The organism is Paenibacillus chartarius, assembly GCF_042432825.1.
GTDB lineage: Bacteria > Bacillota > Bacilli > Paenibacillales > NBRC-103111 > Gordoniibacillus > Gordoniibacillus chartarius.
The window spans coordinates 36,679-60,735 of the sequence record NZ_JBHLWN010000103.1; the positions used below are offsets into that span (position 1 = coordinate 36,679).

A 24,057-nucleotide genomic window follows, 5' to 3' on the forward strand; every position below is an offset into this window, starting at 1 on the left:
CATCGTGCTACAGAGTCGTCTTAGGCCTCATCCGTACAGACCCGGCTGCATCTGTGGAACGGATTGACAGCGGTCCCCATGCCGGATGGCATACTGCCGGACGGGCTTCCCGTTTGCTCCAGCAGCGGCTTCATAATATGTTTCCAAGGCCAGGAGGGGTTATCGAATAACGTCCGCCGGACGAGATCCGCTACCTCGGACGGGAGCTCTGCGAGCAATATAGCTTCGCTCAGGCTTTCCTTCAGCACATGCCAAAGCGCGCTTTCTTCTTCTTGATAGCGGCCAGCCACTGACTCTAAGATCGAATACAGATTGACTTGGATCCCTAACGTCTGTATATAGACCAGCAGCTTCTCCGGCGTTTCGTTATACAGCGAATTCGGATAGCCCGGCTTCATCTTGTAATGCGGGTCGGGGATGCCATGCTTCTCCATCCAAGGAAGATGCAGCCGGACCGAATCGTGGTCGCGCAGGAGCAGTCCCGTCACTTCCCCTTGGCGTACGACGAGCACGGCATTTTGTCCGTGAATTTCCGGAACAAGGCCGAAACGAAATAGCCTCAGGATGATATGGAAAAAACCGAGACAAACCTCTCTAAAAAGTTCGGCCGCTCCCGATGCGTCAAGCCCCCGCTCCTGCAGCCACAGGTCAAACAGGTGGTCGTCATGATCGGGACCATGAACGGCTAATGCGGACATAGGGACGAGACGAATGCCGTCCGTACCGATCAAGCCGCTTGGATAGCTGCGAATCATGGCGGACAAATGCCTCGGCGGATCGGCAAACAGATCGCCGCTCACCGGCAAGTAGGCCCACCACTTGGTTTCATCGCAAAGGCTCAGCAGCCTTCTTAACTCCGGGTCGCGCTCCCGCGCCTGCTCCAGCAGCCGCTGGCCCCGCTCCGCATTCATCATATGTACGGCCGGCAAATAGCGGACCGCGCCGAGCGATACGATGCCCAGCGGCAGCTTGACGTGCTGTGCGCCGCCGTCCGCCGGCGCAAGCGACCGGGCCGACGAGGTAGCGTAGTATTCGCCGGCCTCCACTTCCAGCGGTACGAAGACGCCCTCAGCCAGCTCTTCCGGCAGCATGCCGGGCAGCACGGCTTCGGCCTGCCACGGATGGGCCGGCAGCGCCATATATTCGTCCTGCGCTAGCCCGAGGCGGGCCATCGCCTCCTCCACACGCCGCCGGTCGCCGGGTGTGAGCAGCAGCTCGGCCGGAGCCTGGAATGGGCTGCCGGCCGGATCCTGCGCTCCGCTGCCGGAGATCAGACGGCTGCGCCGCACCGCCAGCCACCGCAGCCGGATCGGCAGACCGGATTCCGCACTGTACGCTTCATATTCGGTCTGCGTCCATCCGCCCTTTGCTTTGGCGACGGGATGAAACGGGCGGTCCCGGAGCGAAGCTCGGCGCTCCAGCTCTATGATGCTCCACATCCGCTCCAGCCTGCTGCCATGCCCGCGTTCCGCTCCGTCTTCACGCTGCAGCCCGGATTGCCTGGACCTCTTCGCATAGCCCTCGGTCCATCGCGTCTGCTCCAGTGACAGCCGGAGCAGCTGCAGCAGCCTGGCAGGACCCTCCCCGGCTTCAGAGAAGCCCCCCGCCGAAGCGGTTTCCTCCTTGCGGGCGCCTGCATAAAGACTGTCCGTCAACCGCTGCAGCAGCTCGACCGGCCCGAGGCGAACGGCCTTCTCCGGCAAATCCGCCTTCACTTCAAACACACCGCCGCCCGCATACCGGTAAGCTTGCACAATGGCGGAACGAACGGGGACCGCAAGGAAATGGCCCCCTTCCTTGTCGATCCGCCACTGGCAGCAAACCAGGTCCGTATCTGCCGTGCGCCAGCCGGGAATTTCGAACGCAGCCTGCCGTAAGTCGGTAAAAGCCTCAGCCGTTCCCCAGACGTTCTCGGCCAGCAAAGCGTTGACCAAATCGGCAAGGATTCGCTCCTCCGCACTACACGCCTCAGCTGTCGCGTCATGCTCCTGTGCCGGCATAGAGGCGGAAAGATTGACGCCGCCAATACTCATGACCGTTCCCTCCCTAGGAAAACATGCTCCGGATGGGCATGGCTGAGGAAATCGTGAGCGGAAATCGTCCAGCCGTAGGCGCCGGCGTAGTGGAAGAGAAGCACGTCGCCGATACGCAGCCGGGCTACGCGCACATCTCTTGCCAGCACGTCTTTCGGCGTACACAGCTCGCCGGCCGCCGTAATTTCGACATCGCGAACTTCAGGACGAGCGAACGGATAATCCCACCGCTCCAGCGGCACGACCTCGAACGGGTGGCTGTGCTGCCACGCTCCCGGCAGCCGGAAATGATGCGAGCCGCCCCGCAGTATCGCATAATGCTTGCCGTGATTGCACTTTAAGTCAATGACCTCGGCGGCGTAGTAGCCGCAGGCTGCGGCCATGTAGCGTCCCGGCTCGAACAGCAGCTCGACGCCCGGAATGCTTTGCTCCGCAAGAACATCTCGCAGCCCGGTAGTAAACACACTCCAATCGAATGTCCGATTCGGATCCGTATACGAAATACCGAAGCCGCCTCCCGCATTCAAGTATCGTAGAGACAGGCTGTAGGCCTCCTGCCATTCCTTCGCCCGCGCCCAATAGACGGAGATCAGCTTGGCGTGCAATTGAGGATCAAGGTTATTGGAAATCGAGTGCAGATGGAAGCCTTCCAGCTGCACATGGGGCAGCGACAGCGCTAAGCGGATCGCCTCCGGCACCTGCTCTTCATCGATTCCGAACTGCGTCGGACGCCCGGCCATCACGAGCGTCGCCTCCGGAAACGATGCACGCAGGTTCACGCGCAGCAGCACCGAAGCCGTCACCCCAAGCCTGCCTGCAAGCAAAGATATCCGGCGCAGCTCATGCGTGCTTTCCGCATGAAGCAGCATCACGCGCCGCTCCAGCGCTTCCGCGATCTCCTCGTCCTTCTTGCCGGGGCCTCCGAAAATAACGGGCTTGTGCTCCGAAACCTCGCGAATCTTGCGCACCTCTCCGATGGACGCGGCCTCAAAGCCATGGACAATGGGCTCCAGGCACTCCAGGATAACCTTCGAGGGGTTCGCCTTGATCGCATAAAACAGCCGGCAGCCGTCCGGCAATCCCTGTACGATGTCCATTGCGCGCTCCCTTAACGCCTTCAGATCGTATATAAATGCGGATACCGGCTGCGTGCGCTCCCGCTTCCACTGCTCGATCCAAGCAATGACCTTATCTTCCTTCTTCAATACCGCTACACTCATGAATGCCCCCGCCTTTCCCTATCAAATTATGGCTGCTCCGAAGCGGCGAATGCCTGCAGATGCGCCCGCAGCGCCCGAAACGACACGCCCCGCTCATCGCCAAGGACGAACGCCTTAACGCCAAGCCTGCACCACTCGGCGTAATCCTCCGCAGCCCGCGGAATCGCGCAATACGGTACGCCGCTCCGGCAGGAGGCGGCATGCACCTGCCGCAGACCTTCCTTGACGGCCGGTGCACGCGTTTGCCACGGAATGCCGTAGGATTGCGACAGATCTGCCGCCCCCTCGAGCACCATATCGATCCCCGGCACGGACAAGATGTCCTCCGCCCGCTCCACACCTGCTTTGCTTTCAATCATGGGCACGACCATGATTTCCTCATTCGCCCGCTTGATATAACCGGCAAGATCGGATTTACCGAACGCCCCCATCCGCCCGCTGTTCAGGCTGCGGCTCCCTTCGGGGCCATATTTGCAGGCGCGCACGATCCGCTCCGCCTGCTCCCGCGACTCCACCTGAGGGACGACGATGCCGAGCGCACCCGCATCCAGCACGCGCAAGATTTCCTTCGGATTCGGCTCCGATACGCGGACGAGCGGCGTCACTCCCGCCGCCTCCGCCGCACGAATCATATGCTCGAGCGTTTCCGGATTGACCATGACATGCTCCGTATCGATAATTATGAAATCAAATCCGGCGCAAGCGACCATTTCAACAACGACAGGAGAAGGAATGGAGCCGATCAGCCCGAATACGGGCTGTCCCTCTCGCAGCCTCCGCTTCACATGATTCGTTCCCAGCATCGCGCTCACCTGAACGGATGCAGCGGGTTCGGCGCAGCCTGCAGCCGAACCTCCGCGTCCCCGAACAGCCTTCTGGACGTCAGCTGCTCCACCCGGATCGTCTCCGTGAACAGATCGAACGCCCGGAAGCGCGCTTCATGCTGAGGATGACTGCTCTGATAACCGTGAATGATCTCGGCAGCGATCCCCCAGAAGCGTTCCTCCGGCAAACCGTAGTGCTCCTCCAAGAAGAAACAGAGCTCCGACAAGTTAATAAAGAAGAACGCGTCATGAACAAAGTCGCGTACCCCCTCCGCCTCATCCGTTTCGATAAACGAGTTCGGATTCACGCGCGCATGGTACGAAGGCAGCGAATGCAGCGCCGGGCAAGCATCCGGAGCCGTGAGATGCGCCCGCGAGAAACGGATCCCGTCGTGGAAATCCTTGAACGCGACCCGTACCGGCGATCCGTCCCTGTGAATGAGAACCATGTTCTGCGCATGCGATTCCAGCGCGACGCCGTGGGCGAACAGCAGATGAAGGAGCGGCTCAATCGAGCACAGGAGCAGCTTCCTTGTCCAAGCCTCGAGCCCAACCTGTCGAATCCACGGATCGATGAACGGTTTCCCTGTTCGTTCCACATGACACAGCGCATTAAAGGGCGCCGCTTCCTCGCCGCTGCGCAAATAGCCGTGCAGGCTTTCCCGCCATATCGCCCCGAGCGTTCCGTAAGCCGCCTGCCTGTCAGGCTCCGGCATCGCTTCGTGATCGAAGGCGACGCCCGCCACTTCCCGCAGCAGCACGAAATCCATCCTCACCGCTTCTTCATCTTGCTCAATTAGGCGCGCAAGCCAATCCGAGATGAGCGGCGCGTTCAAAATCGTATGCTTAGCCAGCGTCCGTTTCGTTGACGTATTGATAAGATTCATCGGAAGCTTCACATACGCCCTTTCCCGGCGGCTGATGTTCGCAAGCGTGCGGATCGATTGCTGCGGACGGTATTCGTCAGCACCCTCGCCAAGCACAATCATGCGGCCGTCGGCAAGCTGCCGGTAAAACACGCGCACTGTCGACTCTCTCCACTGCCATGGATGGACAGGCACGAAGCGATAGTCGTCCGGACGTTTCCCCGCTTCCCTCAGCTTGGCCGCAAAGCCGGCCAGCACCTCGGCTCCCAGCTCCGCCTGCATAAACTCGCTGCCGCACAGCGAATCCGATACGGCCTGTTCGCTATCCTGAGCCGGTACGGCGAGCCAAATCAGCTTGAGGGCAGGCTTAAACTCCGGACCGTACGCCTCGTTATCCGACAAGCTGAAGCCAATTCGGGACTTGTAGCTTGGGTGGTAAGGATGGCCGTCCATGACGTTCCCCTCCAGCGCATCGTAGCTGCGCTCGGAGCCCCGAAGCTCCGCCAGCGGATTCGCAAACTGCGCTTGGATGTCCTTGAGCAGCGTTTGCAGCAGCTCCTCCGAGAAGGCCTCGAGCCTTTCCTGCGGAACACGGGGACCGAGCACCTCCCATACGAATAAACTCAGCCTCGCTTCGGATAGCTCCCCGTCCGGTCCGAGCCGCTCGATCGGATGCCGGCGGCTAAGGCGGATGCGCGCGAAGCTCCGTTTGAGCCGCCCATGCACGATATATGCAGCGGGAACGCCTTCCGCGGACGTACCGTAAATCTCAAAGCGCTCCTCCTCTTTACCGTCCGGGTCGAACATGTGCCCGCTGACCACGATACGCTCGTAGAGTAACGTTTCAATCAATTGCCGAAGCATTCTGCGCTCCACGCGCGCAAACTCATGAGAACGCAGCGCCTCCGCCCATGCGTTCTCACGAAACAACGTTGGCTTTACTTCATCTTGCAGCCCGTTCATTGTGTCACCTCGCAGTCAACAATCGGATTCGGTATCGTTACGAAATCCGGCGTTTCTCCCCGTCCTTGAAACCTGCTGACGAAGTTGGCCTTAGCCGGCAGCACCGGCGCTGTAAGCAAATCGTAAATATAGCCGGAGAGCTCCTCTTTTGTGCCATTGATCAGGCATTGCCCCCGCTCTGCATGCAGCAGCCGGCGAACCGTCCTCCAGCAGTACGCTTCTTCGGTCCGGCTGTATTTGGCAATACAATGGATCAAAGCGCTCAAGTGATTGACGACAAAATAATACTTCAGCCGCTTCCAGGCTTCCGCCCCGGAGTACAGCACCGGGCTGTCCGCCGGTACCGTCTGCGGCGTATAGCCGAGCGCCGCCGCCTTCCCGCTGTGAACGCTGACACCCTCCAGATCGCGCACGTAATAACGAGCCGGCAGTCCGTTCTCCAGCGATACGAGCGAATTTTGCACATGGGCTTCCAGGCTGATTCCCGTCTCGGCAAAGAAGCGGAGCAGCGGCAGCATGGAGCGCTGCAAATACGCCGCCAGCCATTCCTGCCAATCCGGAAGCCGGCCGCCGCTCGACTGGCGCACAGCCCGGAACAGCAGCGGCTCGCCGGAATCACCGCTCTCCTCCAGCAGGGAAGCTACGACAAAGCAGCGGGTCCGCTCCTCTTCGTCAAGCTCCGACGCAGGCCGGTAAACGACGGCAAAGCTTGCCATCAGCCGTTCCCTCTCCGCCGCCCCGGCGCCGGGAATAGCCACAGTCCGGTATCCGGTCTCCCGCAGGATACACATCCCGCCTAAGCCGTCTCCCGCCGCCTGACGCTGCTCAAGCGCCCGCTGCAGCACGCGAGCCGCGTCCATCGTCCGCCGCACCTGCTCGACTGTGTTTTCGCGGATGAAATTCGTTATGCGGACATGAAGCGGCAGCTTGTAAAACATCGCCGCCGCAGGCTCCCACACCGTCCGGACGGACGATGTCGGGTATACGACCGGCCCGATCGCGCCAAGGTCGACCAAATCGCCACGGCCCAGCAGCTCCTTGACGGCGGCTTGCCCGCACACATACCGCTTCTGCCACGGATGAAGCGGAAGCAGCTCGTACTCTCCCGCTCGCGCACCGAGCCGCTTCAGCGCCTGCCCGCGCACCTCAGCCGGCACTTCGCCGCGTTCCCCTACCCATTCCTCCCGGACCCACTCGCGGGCTACAGCCATGTAGTGGAGCGGAAACGCCCCTCCCATTTCCGGCGCGTACTGCTCCAGCTCACGATCCGTAAAGCCCTCCGAGCTTTTCGGCGTCGGATGAAACGGATGCCCCAGAATGAGGGATTGCTCGGATCGGATATAAGAGAGCGGGCTCCCGTCCGCAGGCGCGATATCCGCACGCTCGGATCTGCTCGCAATATACTTGGCGGTTCGGCGGATGCTGATCCCGATCTGCTCCCTCATCTCCGCCCGGCGGTTACTTCTCAAGCCGGCAGGCTCCCGAAAGCTGACCTCGGCAAGCAGCAGGTCGATGAGCTGTCCTGCATCGAGCAAAGCGTAGGCGTCATCGTTCTCATCCGCATATGCCGCATAAAAGCGTTCCCCATAGTCGTGCTGACCCGTCATTGAATAATAAGCGAGCGTTCCCGCAATCCTCGCTCCCGTTGCCGGCAGCAAGATGACGAAGGGGATTTCGCCGGCGCTTTGCCGGATAAAGCCGGGCAGCGTCCGACCATCCGGGAGTCTCGGGTCGAACACGCCTGTTTCCCGCAAGTAGCAGTTAAGCAGTCCGCGCAGCGCCGCCTGCTCCGCCTGTTGACGGCCGGCCAAGGGTGCAGCTAAGGCAGGCTCATAGTTGTGCAGCATGTCACGTTCTCCCTCCGCTTAATATAACGGCAGCCGCAAGCCGGCCCCTTCCTGTAACGCGTGTAAATATATGCGTCTTGCGCAAGCGATATCCTCGATCGCCATACCCATCGGATTCAAAATAATGATTTCGTCCTCGCGCTCCCGGCCGGCCTTCGAGCCGATCACAATTTCCCCGAGCTCGGCGTACAGCTGCTCGCGCGAGAAGCGTCCCTCCAGCACGAGCTGGTTCAATACCTTCTTCTCGCGATTGGACTGCTCCCAATCGTCGACAACGACCTTATCCGCCAGCAGGTACGCTTCCTTGTGCACATCCATAATGGAAATATTGCTGACGAAAGCTCCTTTGCGAAGCCATTCGAAAGGAATATAAGGCGTATCGGTCACCGTGCAGGTCACCACGACCTCCCCTTGCCGGACGGCCTGCTCGGCGCTGTTTGCCACCAGGAACTTAACGTGCGGACAGCTCGCCTGCAGCGTCTCTGCAAGCCGCTTTGCAGCGGACTCGGACTGATCAAATAAATGTACCTCACAAATGTGCTCGTAATGCTCGAGCAGTGAGCTCAGCTGCGCTTTGGCAATGACGCCGCAGCCGACGCAGGAAACCGACGTGAAGCCCTTCCGCGCCAAATACCGGGCCGCGACAACCGTCACCGCAGCCGTACGCATACTGCTGATCAGTCCGGCCTCCAGCACCGCGATCGGATAGTGGCTCTCCGCATCGTTCAGCACGATAACGCCGCTCGCCCGTTCCATCCCTCTTTGCTGCGGGTTATCATGCTTGCTTCCGATCCACTTGATACCGGACATCGGCTGTGCGCCCCCGATATGCGCCGGCATGGCGATGATCCGGTCGGCAATATGTCCTTCCTTGCCGGCCGACCGCAAATACGGCTTAAGAGGCTGTACGAAATCGCCGCGGGCATGCAGTGTCAGCGCCTCCTCCAGCGCTTCCGCATACAGCCTGGAAGAGCCTCCGCCCAGTCCGGCAATCGTCTCGCGGTTTAAATACAGCAGCTCCGGATTCGGCGAGCGGAAAACGCCGGATGCCGCTCCTGCAGCTATGGCGTTTCCCTCCTCCGTCCGAGCTTGTTCCTGCAATGAATTTGTCGTCATGTTCATTCCCCTTCCTTTCCCTATGCGGTTCACGGTTCCTGCGAATTTGAAGGCTTAGGGCAGCTTCGCCGCCCATTCGTCGTCGTACACCATGTCCAGATACCGATCCCCGCGGTCCGGCAGAAGCGTCACGATTCTCAGCAGCCGCCCTTCCTCCGCCTCAAGCTTGGGAAGCAGCTTGCGGATTGCAGCGACGATCGAACCCGACGAGCCGCCGGCGAAAATCCCTTCGCTGAGCAGCAAATCCCGGCAGCCCTGTACCGATTCCTTATCGCTGACGTAGATAAAATCGTCAATCTCCGCCCGGTTTAAAATTTCCGGGATACGGCTCGCACCGATGCCGGGCAGCTCCCGCTTGCCCGGCGCTCCTCCGAACAGAATCGATCCGACGGCATCGACGGCGATGACCCGCAGCGCCGGAAACTTCTCCCGCATCCGGCGGCTCGTGCCCATAATGCTGCCCGACGTGCTGACTCCTGCAATCAACAGATCCGCATGATCCAGCGACTCGGCAATTTCCGCCCCCGTTCCTTCATAATGCGCCTTCCAGTTATTTTCATTGGCATATTGATTGATCCAGAATGAATGGGGAACCTGCTGCAGCAGCTCGTTCACCTTGCGAATCCGGGTGATGAGGTACCCTCCCTGCTCGTCGCGCTCCTCAACCATTTCGATTCGTGCGCCCATCTGCCGCAATATATTCAAATTCGTAGGAGCGATTTTCGGATCGACGACGCAGGTAACCGTTAGCCCGTAAATCCGGGCCATCATCGCCAAAGCGACGCCTAGATTTCCGGAGGTGCTCTCGATCAGATGCGTACGCGAATCGATGGCGCCGGTGCGCAATCCATGCTCGATAATGTAACGTGCGGGCCGGTCCTTCATGCTCCCGCCCGGATTCATATATTCGAGCTTCGCTATGACCTGCACATGCTTCTGCGGAAACAGCCTGCTTAAATGAACGAGCGGCGTACCGCCGACACAGTCGGCTACCGAGCCTTTGACCGACGTAACGTCCCGCTCCGTATGCATGATGGATACCATTAGTGTTCCTCCTCAAACTTCAACTCGAAGATAATGATAATCATTCTCAATATCTTCGCGAGTATCGTAGCATACGCCGGAAAACCCCGTAAATTCCTCATTCGGATAATCGTTTTCATACGTTTGAAGTAATTTTTATTGCGGCAATCGGGAGATTTCATGCAGGGCAGGCTCGTCCGCGCGGCCTCCTAGCATCATTTACTTGAGATAATATATAAACTCCGCACCGGAATGCTCGAGCTCCAGCGCTTTTTTCATATTTTGCATATGCTTTTTCACCGTATTCTCCGAAACGTACAGCTCGCTTGCGATTCTTCTGATCGAATAATGATTGCAGAGCATGTAGGCGATCTGACGCTGCCGCTCGCTTAATCTTCCGAACGGGCCGTCCGGAACCGCGCGCGCCGCTTCGGAACGTTCCGCGCCCGTCATCATCCCCGGTTCGCCAGGCGGTTCGCATTCCAGCGTGATGACGACCCGATCGGCCATATCCATCGCCGATAGCTCCTTCACGATCAAGCTGTGCAAATGGGCCAGCTTCTCCCTCTCTCCTGCGCTGTGAATCCTGGAATCGACAATCAGCCTTAGCTTCCTTGCAGTCATCATTTCACTCCTAATCCGTGATCATGGATCTGTCAAACCGTCTGCAGCGTTCTGCCTGCCGGACGCTTCAGTCCCATATGCTCTCTGAGCGTCGTTCCTGTGTATTCCGTACGGAATAAGCCGCGCTTCTGCAGAATCGGCACGACCCGATGGATGAAATCCTCAAAGCCCCCCGGAAAATACGGCGGCATGACGTTAAAGCCGTCGGCCGCTTCTTCGTTGAACCACTGCTCCATCTGGTCGGCGATTTGCTCCGGCGTTCCGACCGCCGTATAATGCCCGCGAGCGGTGGCCGTGCGCAAAATCAGCTGACGGATCGTCAAGTTTTCCTTGCGCGCCATATCGACAAACATTTGAAACCGCGCCTTCTGTCCTTTGACCTGATCGATGGGAGGCAAATCCTCCAGCGGTACCGGGCCGTCCAGCGGGTAACGGAATAAATCGATCTCGAGCGAATTGGACAGCCGAATGAGACCGAATTCCGCCGTCGTCAGCTCCGCCAGCATCGCTTCCTTCTCCTTCGCCTCCGCTTCGGTATCGCCAATGATCGGGCTGAAGCCGGGCAAAATATGCAGCTCATTGCGGGACCGCCCGTATTTCGCCATCCGGTTTTTCAAATCGCTGTAAAAACGCCGTCCCTGCTCCAAAGAGCCTTGAGCCGTAAATACAACCTCGGCCGTTTCCGCGGCAAGCTCCATGCCCGCATCGGAGGAGCCTGCCTGCACAAGCACCGGGTAGCCCTGAGGAGATCGAGCGATGTTCAATGGCCCTTTGACGGAAAAATATTTCCCTTTATGGTTTAACGGGTGAATTTTATGATCGTAGTCGGTAAAGATGCCCGTCTTCTTATCGATCACTAGAGCATCGTCCTGCCAGCCGTCCCATAATCCCTTCATGACGTCTAGAAATTCTTTGGCCCTCTCATAGCGCGGTCCCCATGGTCCGGATGACGCTCCAGTCCGAAATTCAGGGCCGTCGCATCGCCGACCGAGGTCACGCTGTTCCAGCCCGCCCGGCCCCGGCTAATATGATCGAGGGAAGCGAGCATACGGGCGGCGTTGAAGGGCTCGCTGTAGGTGGTCGACACGGTACCGATCAGACCGATGCGCTCGGTTGCGGCGGCAATCGCCGACAGCATCGTCAGCGGCTCCAGTGCGCCGCCGATCTTGTACTTGATCGCCGGGGTCAGGACGAGCGCATCGGCAATAAACAGCGAATCCAGCTTCGCTCTCTCGGCGGCTTGTGCCAGCTCGGTATAGTAGCGAATGTCCGTCACCCGCTCCGGGTTCGTATCCGGGTGACGCCACGACGCCTCGTGATGGCCTGTGTTGAGCACGAACAAATTCAAATGCATTTGACGTTTCGTTGTCCTCATGGGAGCGCCTCCTCGATCTTAAATTCTTAAGTGCGTTCAATGTTCGATACGCCCGATCCGGCATGAGCTCCGTTCGAAGAAGCGGAAGCTTGAGCGCCGGCAAACAGCCCGACCAGCAGCCCTCCCGCCGCGATCATCGTCCCGTACAGCGCCAGAATCGCTGATGAACCGAGCTCCGCCCCAAGCCAGCCGCTCGCCATCGGACCGGCAATTTGGCCTGTAAACAGAATGCTTCTTGTCCATCCGAGCCTCATACCGAGCTGTCCGCCCGGGGAGGCGCGGGTCACGATCACAAATACGGACTGCAGCAGCGCGCTGGATGCAAAGCCCTGCAGGGCCCTGAACGGGAACAGCCACACGCCGCCCGGTGCGAAAGCTTGCATGTAGACAGCCGCTCCGCACAATGCGGCGGCAATCATAAAGTTGCGGTTCACCGGCGAAGCGTCGTTTCTTCTTCCCCACCATCCCGAAGACAGCCAGACGGAAGCCCAATTGACCGCTTGCAGCATGCCGACCCACAAAGCCGTCTGCGACGGATCGCCGACATACTGCTTGACGTGCAGCGGCTGCACAGGCAGCAGACCGTATATCGCAAAATTGGCAACAATACCGGCGGATAAATACAGGATTACCCGCTTGTCCCCAAGCAGCGAAGTCCACAGCCTGGCGCCCTTGCCGCCTGCAGGCTTCGCGGCAGCAGGCCGTTCGCGGCGGCTCTCCTTCAGCTTCAAGCAACAAAGCAGCGTCCACAGCAGCAGAACGCCGCCGAGCAGCAGAAACAAGCTGCGGAAGCCGACGGTGCCAAGAAACAGCCCGCCGAGCAGCGGCCCCAGCATGGAGCCTGCCGCAAGCGCACCTTCCAGCTGCCCGCGCACCCGCCCCTGCTCCTCCGGCCGGGCTTCGGATGCCGCGAACGCGCCGACCGCATCCACGACGCCGCCTAGCGCTCCTTGAAGAAAGCGCAGCACGAGCAGCTGGAGCGGCGTCGCCGCCCAGGCCATAGCGGCCAGCACGCAGACGGTGGCCAGAAGCGCCCTCACGACCATCCATTTGCGGCTGCTCAGATCGCCGAGCCTGCCCCATAACGGCGCCGTCATAGCCGCAGACACAGCCGGCGCAACGAGGCACAGCCCGCTCCACATCAGGACGGATGACGGATCGTCCTCCCCCAGCTGCTCCACGTAGAAGGGCAGCATGGGCGCGATAACCATCGAGCTAAGCACCGACAAAAAATGCCCGACCCACAGCAGCCGGAAATTCGTTTTCCATGCGGAGGTCATCGGGCACGATGGCTCTTATATGTCATCATTTCACCTCGCTTGCATGGTAACCGTCCATGAATGAGTCCGGATCGCTATCCGCCAATTGATATTGATAACCATTATCATTCACGTGGGTTTATACTACCATTTTCCAGCACTGGTGAAAATACTCTAAATTGATCATTTTGATTATCCGATCGGAGTAAGAGCGGCGATGGCGCTTCTTCATCAAAACGCTTTAAGCAGCTCGCGAGAGCTCTTCTTCTCCGGGGCGGACGCGATTACTCTTCCCTTGCCGTGCGGAATGCAGACCGGGGTCCCGAACAAGAGATCGGTACCGATCTCGCACTCCATGCCGAACACCTCGCGAATCATCGTCTTCGTGACGATCTCTTCCGGAAGCCCCTGAGAATGGACGCCCTTATTGTGAACGGCAATCATATGATGCGCGTACCGGCACGCCAAATTCAAATCGTGCAGCACCATCACGATCGTCCGCTGTTCCCGCTGATTTAACTCGAACAGCAAATCCAATATTTCCACCTGATGCGCCATATCGAGATACGTTGTCGGTTCATCCAGCAGCAGCACCTCCGTGTCCTGCGCCAGCGTCATGGCAATCCAAGCCCGCTGCCGCTGTCCGCCGGACAGCGAATCGACAGGCCGCTCTTTAAACTCCTCCAGATCAGTCACTCGGAGCGCCTGCATGACCTTCCGCTCATCCTCCTCGGACCATTGCTGAAACAGCGTCTGGTACGGGTAGCGCCCCAGCCGGACCAGCTGCAGCACCGTTAGCCCCTCAGGCAGCGTCGGCCCCTGCGGCAGCACGGCCATCTGCTTCGCCACCTCTTTCGTCGACATCTGCGCAATGCTGCGGCCGTTCAGCAGAACGGAGCCTTGCGCCGGCTTCAGCAGACGGGCGAAAGAGCGCAGCAGCGTCGATTTGCCGCAGCCGTTGCTCCCGATCAGCACGCTGATTTGGCCCCGCGGTATTTGCAAATCCAGATTGTCGATAATGGCGCTGTCTCCATAGCCTAACGATAAAGCCTGCGCAGCCAAAGCATCCATTGCCGTTCATTCCTTTCCTTATCAGGTCTTCAGGACCGTCTCTTCTTTACTTTAATCAGCGTGTAGAGAAAAAATGGCGCTCCGATCGCCGCAGTGAACACGCCGGCCGGAATATCCCGCGGGGCAAACAGCGTCCGGCCCGCCAGGTCCGCGGCAACGAGCAGAATCCCCCCGACAAGCGCCGAGCAGATCAGCAGCAGTCCGTGCGCCCCGCCCACCAGCCTGCGCGACAGGTGAGGCGCCATCAGGCCGATAAAGCCAACGCCGCCGACAAAGGCGACCGCCGCCCCGGCTAAAGCCGCTGCGGTACCGATCAAGGCAAACCGCTGCAGCTGGATGCGGCCGCCGAGCAGCACCGGAAGCTCGTTGCCGAGCACCTGAATGTTCAGCCTCCTTGCCAGCACGGCCAGCACGGGGATGAGGCCGAGCAGCCACGGGGCAAAAAATTGAACGCCCGTCCAGTTCGCCCCGTATACGGTGCCGGTAATCCAAATTTTCGCCTGACTGGTCACAAATATCGGGCTAAAGACGAGGAACAGCGTCTTGAACGCCTCCAGCAGCGCGGTTACGCCCAGTCCGATCAATATCATCCGCATCGGAGATACCCCATGCTTCCATGCAGCCAAATAAATGAACGCCGCCACCCCAAGCGCTCCGGCAAAAGCAAACAGCGGCAGCCACTGGATGCTCGTCGTGACGTTGAAAATCGCCAAGTACAGCACTGCCATCATCGCAGCCCCGCTCGTAATGCCGATCACGTCGGGGGAAGCGAGCGGATTGCGGACGACGGCCTGCAGCACCGTGCCGGACAAAGCCAGCGCCATGCCGGCCATCAGCGCCAGGAGCAGACGCGGCATTCGGAAATTCCAGATGATGTTCGCTTCCATCTCCCCGCTTGCGGGACCGGCGGCCAGCATCTGCACCGTGCGCCAGGGCGGGATCTGCAGCGTCCCCACGCCGATGCTGATGACGGACAGCGCGATCAGCAGCAGCAGAAGGGCCGCAGCGATCCAGCCCGCTCTCTTCTCGAATAACGTGGAGAACTTGCCTCCCGGCACCCGAATCGTGACATACCGGCTCATTTGCCCATCAGCTCCTTTCGCGCCAAATAAATAAAGAACGGGGCGCCAAGAATGGCCGTCATCACCCCGACGGGCACTTCCTTCGGGAAGGCGACAAACCTTGCGCTAATATCCGCCCCCAGCAGCAGGGCGGAGCCGAGAACGCCGCAATACGGGATGGTCCAGCGGTGATCGATGCCGACCAGCCCCCTCGCTACGTGAGGGATAATAAGGCCGACAAAGCCGATCGGTCCGGCTACAGATACCGAGCCCCCCGCAAGCAGGACGACGACAAACAGGGAAAGCAGCTTCACTCGAAACGTATGCTGACCGAGCCCTTTCGCCACATCCTCGCCGACCGAAATGACATTCATCGCCTTGCCGAGGCTGAGTGCAAGCGCATAGCCTATCGCGAACAAAGGCAGCACCGGCAGCACGTTGTCCATGCTCCGCCCTTCGACCGAGCCCGCCAGCCAGAGCAGTACGTTGTCCAGCGTTCCTTCGCTGGACACCAATATCGAGGATGAGAAGGATAAGAACAAGGCTGACATCGTCGCCCCGGCCAAAGTGAGCTTCAGCGGGGTCATGCCCTCTAGCCCAACCGAGCCTACGAAATAGACGGACACGGCCGCCGCAGCGGCGCCGCCCAGAGCAAGCCACACGAATTCGCTTTGCGAGGTGACCGAAAAAAAAGCGACTCCCGCCACAATAAAGAAGCTTGCTCCCGCATTGATGCCGAGTACGCCGGGGGACGCCATCGGATTTCGGGTTAACGCCTGCATCAGCGCTCCTGCCATCGCCAGTGCGGACCCGACCAGCGACGCTACGACGGCCCTCGGCAGACGGATCCCGCGAATAATGGCATGCTCGTTCGACCCGTCAAAATTCGTATAGGCGTTCCACACGCTCAGCCATGTCGTATCGGCATAGCCGTACACGTTGCTGGACAAAAACAAGACCGCCACCAGTACCCAGCCCCACAGCAAGCCCAAACCCTTTGACCTGTTCGATTGAAGTATCATGTGTTGCCGAACCTTTCCGCCGCCACTGTGCCTCGCAGGCAAAATTCAAACCCGCATCCGTGCCGAAGGACGGAATGCGGGTAAGTTCATCTTCATCTGCAGCGCGGCATCACGCTTATTTGAGCAAATATTTTTCCAAATCGTCCAGCATCAGATTGGCCGAGATAATACCGCCTGAGGAATTCCAAATGCCGTCATTCACTTTGAACGCCTTGCCGTTCTTGACCGCATTCAAGTTTTTCCACAGCGTCTCCTCCTGCCATGCCTTCTCGGTCTTCGTCGTAATGCCCTTCTCATCCTCCAGCGTAAAGTAGAAGATCACATCGCCGTCCGCATCCGGGATTCGTTCCTTCCCGATAATTTCGGCGAACGTCGGCTTGTCTTGGGAAGCCGGCCGCTGCAGACCGACCTTCTTCAGAACGCCGCCCGGGAACGTGTCATGGTAATAAATTCTTACTTTATCTTCTATGTAGAAACGGACCAGCGATACCTTCGTATTGATTTTGTCGCCCAGCTTCTTCCTGAGCTCCTCCGCCCGCTTGTCGAACTCGGCGAGCTTCTTGTCGCCCTCTTCCTTCTTGCCCAGCGCTTCCGCATATACCTTGTAATTGATAAACGTATCGGAATTCGTTCTTTCGGAGAATACGGTTGGCGCGATGCTCGACAGCTGCTGGTAAATCTTTTCCTGCCGGAGCTTGTTGCCGATAATCAAATCCGGCTTCAACGCCGCGATCGCTTCGAGGTTCGGCTGGTTCTCATCGCCGACGATCTGAACGCCCTCCAGCTGGTCCTTCAAATGATCGTACATCGGCTTCACGCCCCATGCCTTCACCATGCCCACGGGCTTGATCCCCAGCGTAAGCGAAGCCTCAACCGCATCGTTCACGAGCACAACGACTCGCTTCGGCGCGGCCGGGATCGTTGTGTCCCCCATCGCATGCTTGACGGTATATGACGCACTGGCCGTCGTCTTGGCCTCATTCTTACTTGCCGCAGGCGCTGCAGTGACGGGCGCCGTACCCGATGCCGCCGTGCCGGATGCCGCACCCGTAGACGCCGGCGAGCTCGCGCCGCAAGCCGATAGGAGCAGTGCCGTAATCATCAGCAGCAGCGACACAACCTGGAATTGCCTTCTCTGTCTTGACATATTTGTTTCTCTCTCCCTTTTCTTTGATAATGATTCTTGTTATCATTTAAAGTGTAGGGCATCGCCGTTCGTTCGTCCATGTCCTGGTGTATCCGTTTTGATTCACGATTGTATCCTCGACGAGGCTTACGATTATTTCTTATAAGGAGTCCTGTCCTCATGATCGTATCCCCTTCAGGCTCAGTCCGTACAACAAGCGGCAAAACCGTGTACCTGCTTTCTTCGATCCGCCGGCTGCGCCGCAAGACGTTATCCTCAAGCCGCAGAACCGTACCGGCAGCCATGCTCTTATTCGTCGCCGAAGGGCGGGGCGTTCTGCACGTGGACCAAGAACACGTTGCGATCGATGCGCCTCAATGGTTTTTCCTGGCGCCTGGAATGAAGCTGCAAGCCGACGTCCATTCGCCGGAGATCGAATATTATGTCATCGTGCTGGAGCCGATTACAATTGCTAAGCGGCGGGGCCGCTATACGGCGGCGGCGCATCCGGGCTCCCTCGAGCCGCCGCCTGAGCTTTCGCCAGGACGCTTGCCGATCCGGGATATCGGGCAGGGGCTACTCCGGACAAAGGAGCTTTATGCGGCTTATCAAGCCGAGCTCGCCGGACACGCACAGAGTCAATCCGATATCCGGCTGCAGGGGCTGCTCGATTACCTCCGCCATGATTTGACCGGCCGGCAAACGGCTCCATCTGCCGAAACGGGTGTAGAAGCCTGCATCGCCTACATGCATCAGCATTATGCTGAAAAATTAAGCCGGGAGACGCTGGCCGACCGGGCCAAGCTGACGCCGAACGCCTTTTGCCGCAGCTTTAAACGGACAACGGGCCATTCTCCCACCGACTATCTAAATCAGATCCGGATTCATCATGCGAAAGCGCAGCTGTCGCCGGCTCTTCCCGTCAAGGAAGTGGCGGCGGCCGTCGGCTTCAGCAGCGAGTACTATTTCAGCCGTATTTTCAAAAAGTATGTCGGCCTTTCGCCCACCCACTTCATCAAGAGAGAGCGCCTCAAGGTGGCCGCAGCTTCGCGCTGCGCCTTTCAGGATCATTTTTCCTCGATAGGAACAGAGGCGGTTGCCGCCGTCGATTGCTACAGGTATCCCTGGATGGACGAAGCCGAATATGCGCGCACGCTTTCCTCGCAGCTCGAGCAGCTGCGGCTGGCGAAGCCGGACCTGATCGTAGGCGATTTCTTTCATCGGGATTTATACGATACGTTGAAGGAAATTGCACCTACGGTTATTTTGCAGCATGACTTGAACTGGCGGGCCGCGCTGATGCAAATCGCCGATCTCGTCGGCCGGGAGAAGGAGGCGCTGCAAGCCGAGCGGCGGTTGAGCGAGCTGGTGGACCGAACCCGGGAGCAGCTGGGCCGCTTCGTTGAGAAGGAAACGTTGACCGTCCTTCAGGTGATTCAAGACGTCGTTCGGATTCAGGGGACGGTCCATCACCCGCTCAATGAGCTGTTATATGCCGAGCTGGGCTTCCGGCCGGGCAATGCCGTACCGCGCAATAAAATGAGGGAAGAGCTTACCGTGGAGGAGTTTCCGCCGCTCGAAACTGATCATCTGTTTATAATTCGGCGGAGCCAGCAGCCTCAAGTGGAGGCGCTGCTGTCCAGGCTGCGGCAAACTCCCGCGTGGGCCTCGATGCAGGCGAAGGCCAATCCCGGCACGCACCTGATCTCGAATTGGCTGCTCCTCAGCTGGACGCCCCGGGGGAGGGAGCTGATTTTGAGGGAGCTGGCCGAGCGGCTGACAGGTTCAAGATGAGTTGATTATAAACAGCGGCTAATTCGCCCAACTTATGCGAAATTTCATTCCGGAAATGTTCGGCATGGCATACAGAAAGCGGTGACCTCGTCAAGACGATCACCGCTTTCATCGCATGCACATATAAGTGTCGCAAATCATATTTCCACTGAAAGAGCCACCTGATTGCCCAGCAAGCTAGTATAGCGTATGAATCCCTTCGCCGCGTCTTCAAACTGCGGACGCTTCCCCCTCATCGCCGCTACGAAGCTGTCGAAGCTTCCGATCCCGATCGCTCCCGCCTCTTCCGTACTGATGACCTCGACGACAACGGCATTGCTGCCGTTTTCCCCTGTTATGGTTATCCGATCGTCCAATTGTTCAGCTGCATAAGGTAAGAGCAAGAAGACAGCTGCGTACACTTCATCGTTAATGAATCCGTACAGCGAGCGCTCTTCCATCCGCCAATCGCCTTTCGGTAAAATACCGACCATGCGCTCCCCGCTTCCATGTGCCGCCGGGTACAAGGCTATCGACACGTTCCGGTTCAAGGCAATGTCGCCGCCGTCGCTTTGATGCCGCGGATCGCCGGCCGAATAATGGTCTCCGGGCTGAAAGAAGAAGAGCTGATTCACGCTGTCATGGTTGACCAAAGGAAACGTCACATCCCAGCGGTGCTGTTCGTTATCGTATTCCCGGAACCGCTCCAGCACGCCTCCGACCGCATAATGCTGCGTCATATACGCGTATGTATTCAGCCGAACCTCGCCGGAATCCGTCTGCTTCGTCACGACCCGCTTGACTTCGGCGGGGACACTACGGTCAAGCGCAGCGGCCTTCGCTTGGGCGGGAGCTTCATACGATAGAAATCCGGCATATTCCACTCTTGGAAGCTCGTGAGGCAGCTCGAAATCGCCGTACTGCACGTAATCGAACAGTACGTTCGCATCCTTCGGAATGTCGTGGCTCAAGCCGCGCGAATGAGGCCCCGCCCATGCGCCCTTGACATAATAGAGCGACCTTTCCGTCCATAAATAGTCGAGCATCGCGCGTAAGTCAGCCGCAATCTCCTCCTGCCGGACCATCTCCAACGCACAGGTGAACGCCTGCACCCAATGCCAAAACCACGGCAGGCAGCCGTATTCCGGCATCCCCTTGGTTTGCACGTGGAGCAAGGTGCTCTTCAGGCTTTGCCAGCCGTCCTGAAGCAGTTCCTCGTCGCCGAACCACTGTCCGAACAGCAATTTGGCCGCCGTATATTTGGCCTCATGATGGTTGTAATCGCGCAGCGGCTTGCGGAAAAACCCGCTTCGGTATACGTGCTCCAGCGCTTGCCGCATCGATGCCCGGAGCCGCTCCGGCAGCCCCGCGCCGTAACGGTGGAAGAAATACATCAGCAGCGAGCCCATCAGCTCCACCGGCAGCGAATTCGGTTCCGCTTCGCGGGGAACCGGATGCAGGTGCAGCGGCCAGTGCCCGTACGTCCCGCTGTGCGGGTCCCGGTCCTGCAGCTCAAGCAGCTCCGTGAAGATGCGGCATGCCTTCGCTTGCGCCTCGGTCCGGTCGAAGGAAAGCTGCAGATCGGGATTCGCTGCGGCCGCGAATAAATAGGAGGCGTAGTAAAAATTATTCCGAACATCGGTATGAAACCAAAGCCCGCTGCCCAGCACCGGCTGCTCATGTGCCAGCAAGGCGATACGGCGGACGATTTCCTGCTTCCTGCTTGCCATGCTCATGACCAATCCCCCGCTTCATCCGGCGCCTCGATGCGTACCGTGATGATCGTATTCATAACATCCGCCTGCCGGCTATTCCCAGAAAATAACTTTCGCACCCTTAAGCCGCGCCAAGCCTTCCACGAAATAATAATCGCCGTAGATCAGCGGTACATCAACATTTTTTCCTTCGGGGAAGTGGCTCGTGCCGTGCAGGATCAAGCCCTCCTCGGCCGGATCGTCCCAAGCGCCGTAGTTGGTGTACAGCGACTCCAAGATTTGCACGCCGGCATTGCGGTACACATGGGCCTCGACGTCAGCCACCTTATCGGCCAGCAGCAGCAAGCCGCTCGCCGCGCAAGCGCCGGCGGAGGAGTCACGGTACTTCGCCACACCCTCCGGAAGCCGGAAATCCCAATACGGTACGCGGTCCTCCGGCAGCTGGGACAGAAAGAAATGGGCCACCCGCTTGGCGCCGGCCAAATAATCCGCTCTGCCCGTATGATGATAGGCCAGCGTCAGACCGTACAGCGCCCACGCCGTTCCCCTCGACCAAGCCGACTCCGGAGCATATCCTTGACCGCCGAGCCTTTCCTCGCACTCCCCCGTGTGCGGATTGAAGCGAACGATGTGATACACCGAGCCGTCCGGACGGATGAAATGCTCCAGCACCGTGTCCAGATGCGCCTCGGCGACATGGCGAAAGCGAGGATCCCCCGTCACCTGCGAAGCCCAGAACAGAAGCGGCATATTCATGACGCAGTCAATGATCGCCACACCCGCGTTGTCTTCGCCTTCCCGCCACGGATTCCAAGCGCGGATGTACCGGCCCTTCAGATTCAGCCTTCCGACCAGCATGTTGGCGGCAATGAGCGCGCGGCGCTTCGAGTCTTCGCTGCCCAGCAGCTTGTACTGGGCGATGCTGGTCAGCGTCCACATAAAGCCCATATCGTGATCGAGCTTGTAATATTGCTCCAGTACGGCATCGAGACCGTTCTCGCACTGCTCGGCGATCCGGCGGAAATCTTCGCTGCCGGTTCCGGCATACAGCAGCCACAGCTGCCCCGGCCAGAAGCCCGCCGTCCACCAGTACGGCTGCTCCAGCACATAGGAGCCTCCGACACTCGCGTGCGGGTAACCGCTGCCAATTCTCTTGCTCGTGCGCTCGACCTTCCTGACCGTTTGCTCCCATGCCTCGTCCACCCAGCTGAATGTCGCTTTCTTCATGACTTGCTCCGCCTTTCTTATTGAAATTGAAATGATAGCGTAACGCGAACCTGCCGCTCCGGCTGCCGTACGGCGAAATCGATCGCATACCATGCCGTGTCCTGTCCAAAATGATCCCGATACGAGTGCTTGCTTACGGATGGACGCAGCTGCAGCGGATCGCAGCCGATCCATAACGTCCGGCCGTTCCCGCCGGTAACCGTAACCATGCCTTCGTCCCCGATAACAGGCTCAAGCTTCGTGACAAACCGTTCCACGAGTTCCGACGGCTTCTCCGCAAACACGAACAGGTCTTCCAGCAGCAAACGCGGCAGCTCGGCCTTCCGCCAAGTAAAGCTCCTGACGAAGCTGCTTACGTGCGGCACATGATACGCTTTCGTCAAATCGAGCGCGAACGTATCCTCTCCCCCGCCGATTTCGGCTTCCAGACATATCGCCGCGCTGCTTGGCCCCGCCATCTGCAGCTGCCCGTCCACGATCGGAACGGAATGGCCCTGCGACCCGTTGCAGTCGTACGTATACCTGTCGGGACCGAAATAACGGTTCGTATATTCGCCGCTGCCGAGATCGCACAGGAACACTTCGCCGCAAGCCGTCAATATAAAATGTCCAAGATCGTTATGATTGTGCGGCTCGTCGTTATGGCCGCCCTTGGCGGCAAAGCCGAAGCTTCCGGCAGCCGATTCATGGCGGGAAACGAGCCACTGCGCATTCGGCAGCACATAATCCGCCGGCTCCCATGAAGCCCCGCTTTGGCCGGGCGCGAACCAGAGCAGATTGCGCACCGCCGGCGCCCAGCGGCTGCAATGATCATCCGTGTACGATGCCCGAAGCCCGGCCGGAGGCGCTGCAACGTCTGCGGGAAACACCGCCGCCAAGTAATGCGTTAGGCCGATATGCACCTTCGCGCGCTGCATGGAATCGGAGAAATTGACGGCAATATCGCCGTCCAAGTACGCCTTCTGCTGGAACTGCGCGATGCGCCGGACCTTCTCCTGCCGGAACAAATCGATACCGCCGTCGGTTCGCTTCGCCAACAAATCCGCAAAATAAACGAAAAAGCCGAAGCCGTAGTTCCAGTAGCCGATCCCCTCAAGACAAGCGCCGTCCTCGCCGAAGCCGGCCAAGTAGCGCTCCATACTGGCCAAGGCCTTCTCAATGATTGGAGCCAGCTGGACCGGGTCTTGGATCATATACAACGCCGCCGAGGCGATCGAGCCGGCGCAGACGGCAGACCAGTTATGCTCGGCCGTCTCCCAATGATAAGGCCCGTGCAGCAAATACGGCTTGAACAAGCGCCGCACGACTTCCTCGGCGATCCGGCTCGCGATGAGCGGCGGAAGCCAAGCCTCGCACATCCGCCATATTTCGCTTAACGCAAACCCGGTTTCAGCGGCGAACAGATCGATCCGCGTTCCCCGCTCTCCCCGGCTCCAGCCGGGGCCGTCAACCGCAAACGGCTGGCTGCCGTCCGTCTCGACCGAACCGCTGAGGTGGGCGGGAAGGCACCATGTATATTCGTTCAGGATCGACCAAATCGCATCCTGAAGCGCTTCCCGGAATTCCGGGCGTTCCGGCTCGAGCTGCGTGAGCAGCCCGAACGTCGTCAGCCTTCTGCGCTTCTCGAAATACACTCGCTCGAACTCCAGCCGGCTGCCCCGGCTTTCGTACATCGAGAACAGCGTATACGTCAGCTCCGGAATCGGCTGTCCGAGCAGGCGCTCCCCCTCGGCGCGGATTTCTTCGACTGCGGGCCGGTACTCCTCCCCCGTATTCACGGTTCGCCAACAATCCTCCGGCTTGCCGTTTGGAAATAAAAGCCGGGAATCTCCCGGCTTCTTTGCTAAATTGGGGCTTGCTGAACAAGATTCGTTCCATTTACACCCAACGTAAGTCTCTAAACCCAAGCAGT

The 24,057-nt window shown here is 59.2% G+C and carries 17 protein-coding genes and 1 pseudogene; 1 reads left to right on the forward strand and 17 read right to left on the reverse strand.

What is annotated here, in order from left to right:
- Positions 1-20: 20 nt before the first annotated feature.
- The 14 genes and pseudogenes from ACFFK0_RS25765 to ACFFK0_RS25830 all read right to left on the reverse strand — a co-directional run bounded on the left by ACFFK0_RS25765 (position 21) and on the right by ACFFK0_RS25830 (position 17,451).
- Positions 21-2,033: an IucA/IucC family protein gene (locus ACFFK0_RS25765; protein ID WP_377473351.1), complete on the reverse strand. Its 2,013-nt coding sequence runs from the start codon at positions 2,031-2,033 to the stop codon at positions 21-23.
- A complete protein-coding gene (locus ACFFK0_RS25770; RefSeq protein WP_377473353.1) occupies positions 2,030-3,253 on the reverse strand; it encodes a type III PLP-dependent enzyme in 1,224 nt (407 codons plus the stop codon). The genes ACFFK0_RS25765 and ACFFK0_RS25770 overlap by 4 nt, the downstream gene beginning before the upstream one ends.
- Positions 3,254-3,279: 26 nt before the next feature.
- On the reverse strand, positions 3,280-4,056 hold the full coding sequence (locus ACFFK0_RS25775; RefSeq protein WP_377473355.1) for an HpcH/HpaI aldolase family protein: 777 nt from the start codon (positions 4,054-4,056) through the stop codon (positions 3,280-3,282).
- Positions 4,057-4,061: 5 nt separating this feature from the next.
- Positions 4,062-5,906, reverse strand: coding sequence for an IucA/IucC family protein (locus tag ACFFK0_RS25780; RefSeq protein WP_377473357.1), 1,845 nt, complete (start codon positions 5,904-5,906; stop codon positions 4,062-4,064).
- A complete protein-coding gene (locus tag ACFFK0_RS25785) occupies positions 5,903-7,753 on the reverse strand; it encodes an IucA/IucC family protein (RefSeq protein ID WP_377473359.1) in 1,851 nt (616 codons plus the stop codon). The genes ACFFK0_RS25780 and ACFFK0_RS25785 overlap by 4 nt, the downstream gene beginning before the upstream one ends.
- Before the next feature lie 18 nt (positions 7,754-7,771).
- The gene (gene sbnB, locus ACFFK0_RS25790; RefSeq protein ID WP_377473361.1) at positions 7,772-8,869 is read right to left on the reverse strand and encodes a 2,3-diaminopropionate biosynthesis protein SbnB; all 1,098 of its coding nucleotides are present in this window, start codon (positions 8,867-8,869) and stop codon (positions 7,772-7,774) included.
- 54 nt (positions 8,870-8,923) lie between these two features.
- Positions 8,924-9,913: a 2,3-diaminopropionate biosynthesis protein SbnA gene (sbnA, locus tag ACFFK0_RS25795; RefSeq protein ID WP_377473362.1), complete on the reverse strand. Its 990-nt coding sequence runs from the start codon at positions 9,911-9,913 to the stop codon at positions 8,924-8,926.
- A gap of 198 nt (positions 9,914-10,111) precedes the next feature.
- Complete coding sequence (locus tag ACFFK0_RS25800; protein WP_377473364.1) at positions 10,112-10,516, reverse strand: response regulator transcription factor; 405 nt, start codon at positions 10,514-10,516, stop codon at positions 10,112-10,114.
- Between the two features lie 32 nt (positions 10,517-10,548).
- Positions 10,549-11,891: pseudogene (locus ACFFK0_RS25805) on the reverse strand (LLM class flavin-dependent oxidoreductase).
- Between the two features lie 26 nt (positions 11,892-11,917).
- Entirely contained in the window at positions 11,918-13,171 is a 1,254-nt protein-coding gene (locus ACFFK0_RS25810; protein WP_377473366.1) for an MFS transporter, read from the reverse strand.
- A 210-nt stretch (positions 13,172-13,381) separates the two neighbouring features.
- Positions 13,382-14,221, reverse strand: coding sequence for an ABC transporter ATP-binding protein (locus tag ACFFK0_RS25815; RefSeq protein WP_377473368.1), 840 nt, complete (start codon positions 14,219-14,221; stop codon positions 13,382-13,384).
- 29 nt (positions 14,222-14,250) lie between these two features.
- Positions 14,251-15,303 carry a FecCD family ABC transporter permease gene (locus ACFFK0_RS25820; RefSeq protein WP_377473371.1) on the reverse strand — a complete coding sequence of 351 codons (1,053 nt, stop codon included), beginning with the start codon at positions 15,301-15,303 and terminating at the stop codon, positions 14,251-14,253.
- Complete coding sequence (locus ACFFK0_RS25825) at positions 15,300-16,274, reverse strand: FecCD family ABC transporter permease (RefSeq protein ID WP_377473373.1); 975 nt, start codon at positions 16,272-16,274, stop codon at positions 15,300-15,302. Before ACFFK0_RS25825 ends, ACFFK0_RS25820 begins: the two co-directional genes overlap by 4 nt.
- Before the next feature lie 145 nt (positions 16,275-16,419).
- Positions 16,420-17,451 (reverse strand): ABC transporter substrate-binding protein, encoded by a 1,032-nt coding sequence (locus ACFFK0_RS25830; protein ID WP_377473375.1) that lies wholly within the window; start codon positions 17,449-17,451, stop codon positions 16,420-16,422.
- A gap of 159 nt (positions 17,452-17,610) precedes the next feature.
- Here ACFFK0_RS25830 and ACFFK0_RS25835 point away from each other — a divergent pair, with 159 nt between their 5' ends.
- Complete coding sequence (locus ACFFK0_RS25835) at positions 17,611-19,224, forward strand: helix-turn-helix domain-containing protein (RefSeq protein ID WP_377473377.1); 1,614 nt, start codon at positions 17,611-17,613, stop codon at positions 19,222-19,224.
- Positions 19,225-19,361: 137 nt separating this feature from the next.
- On the opposite strand, the gene ACFFK0_RS25840 is transcribed toward ACFFK0_RS25835, so the two are convergent.
- The 3 genes from ACFFK0_RS25840 to ACFFK0_RS25850 all read right to left on the reverse strand — a co-directional run bounded on the left by ACFFK0_RS25840 (position 19,362) and on the right by ACFFK0_RS25850 (position 23,923).
- Positions 19,362-20,939, reverse strand: a complete 1,578-nt coding sequence (locus ACFFK0_RS25840) for a hypothetical protein (RefSeq protein ID WP_377473379.1) — start codon at positions 20,937-20,939, stop codon at positions 19,362-19,364.
- A gap of 72 nt (positions 20,940-21,011) precedes the next feature.
- Positions 21,012-22,145, reverse strand: a complete 1,134-nt coding sequence (locus ACFFK0_RS25845) for a glycoside hydrolase family 88 protein (RefSeq protein ID WP_377473381.1) — start codon at positions 22,143-22,145, stop codon at positions 21,012-21,014.
- Between the two features lie 17 nt (positions 22,146-22,162).
- The gene (locus ACFFK0_RS25850) at positions 22,163-23,923 is read right to left on the reverse strand and encodes a heparinase II/III family protein (RefSeq protein ID WP_377473383.1); all 1,761 of its coding nucleotides are present in this window, start codon (positions 23,921-23,923) and stop codon (positions 22,163-22,165) included.
- Positions 23,924-24,057 lie beyond the last annotated feature (134 nt).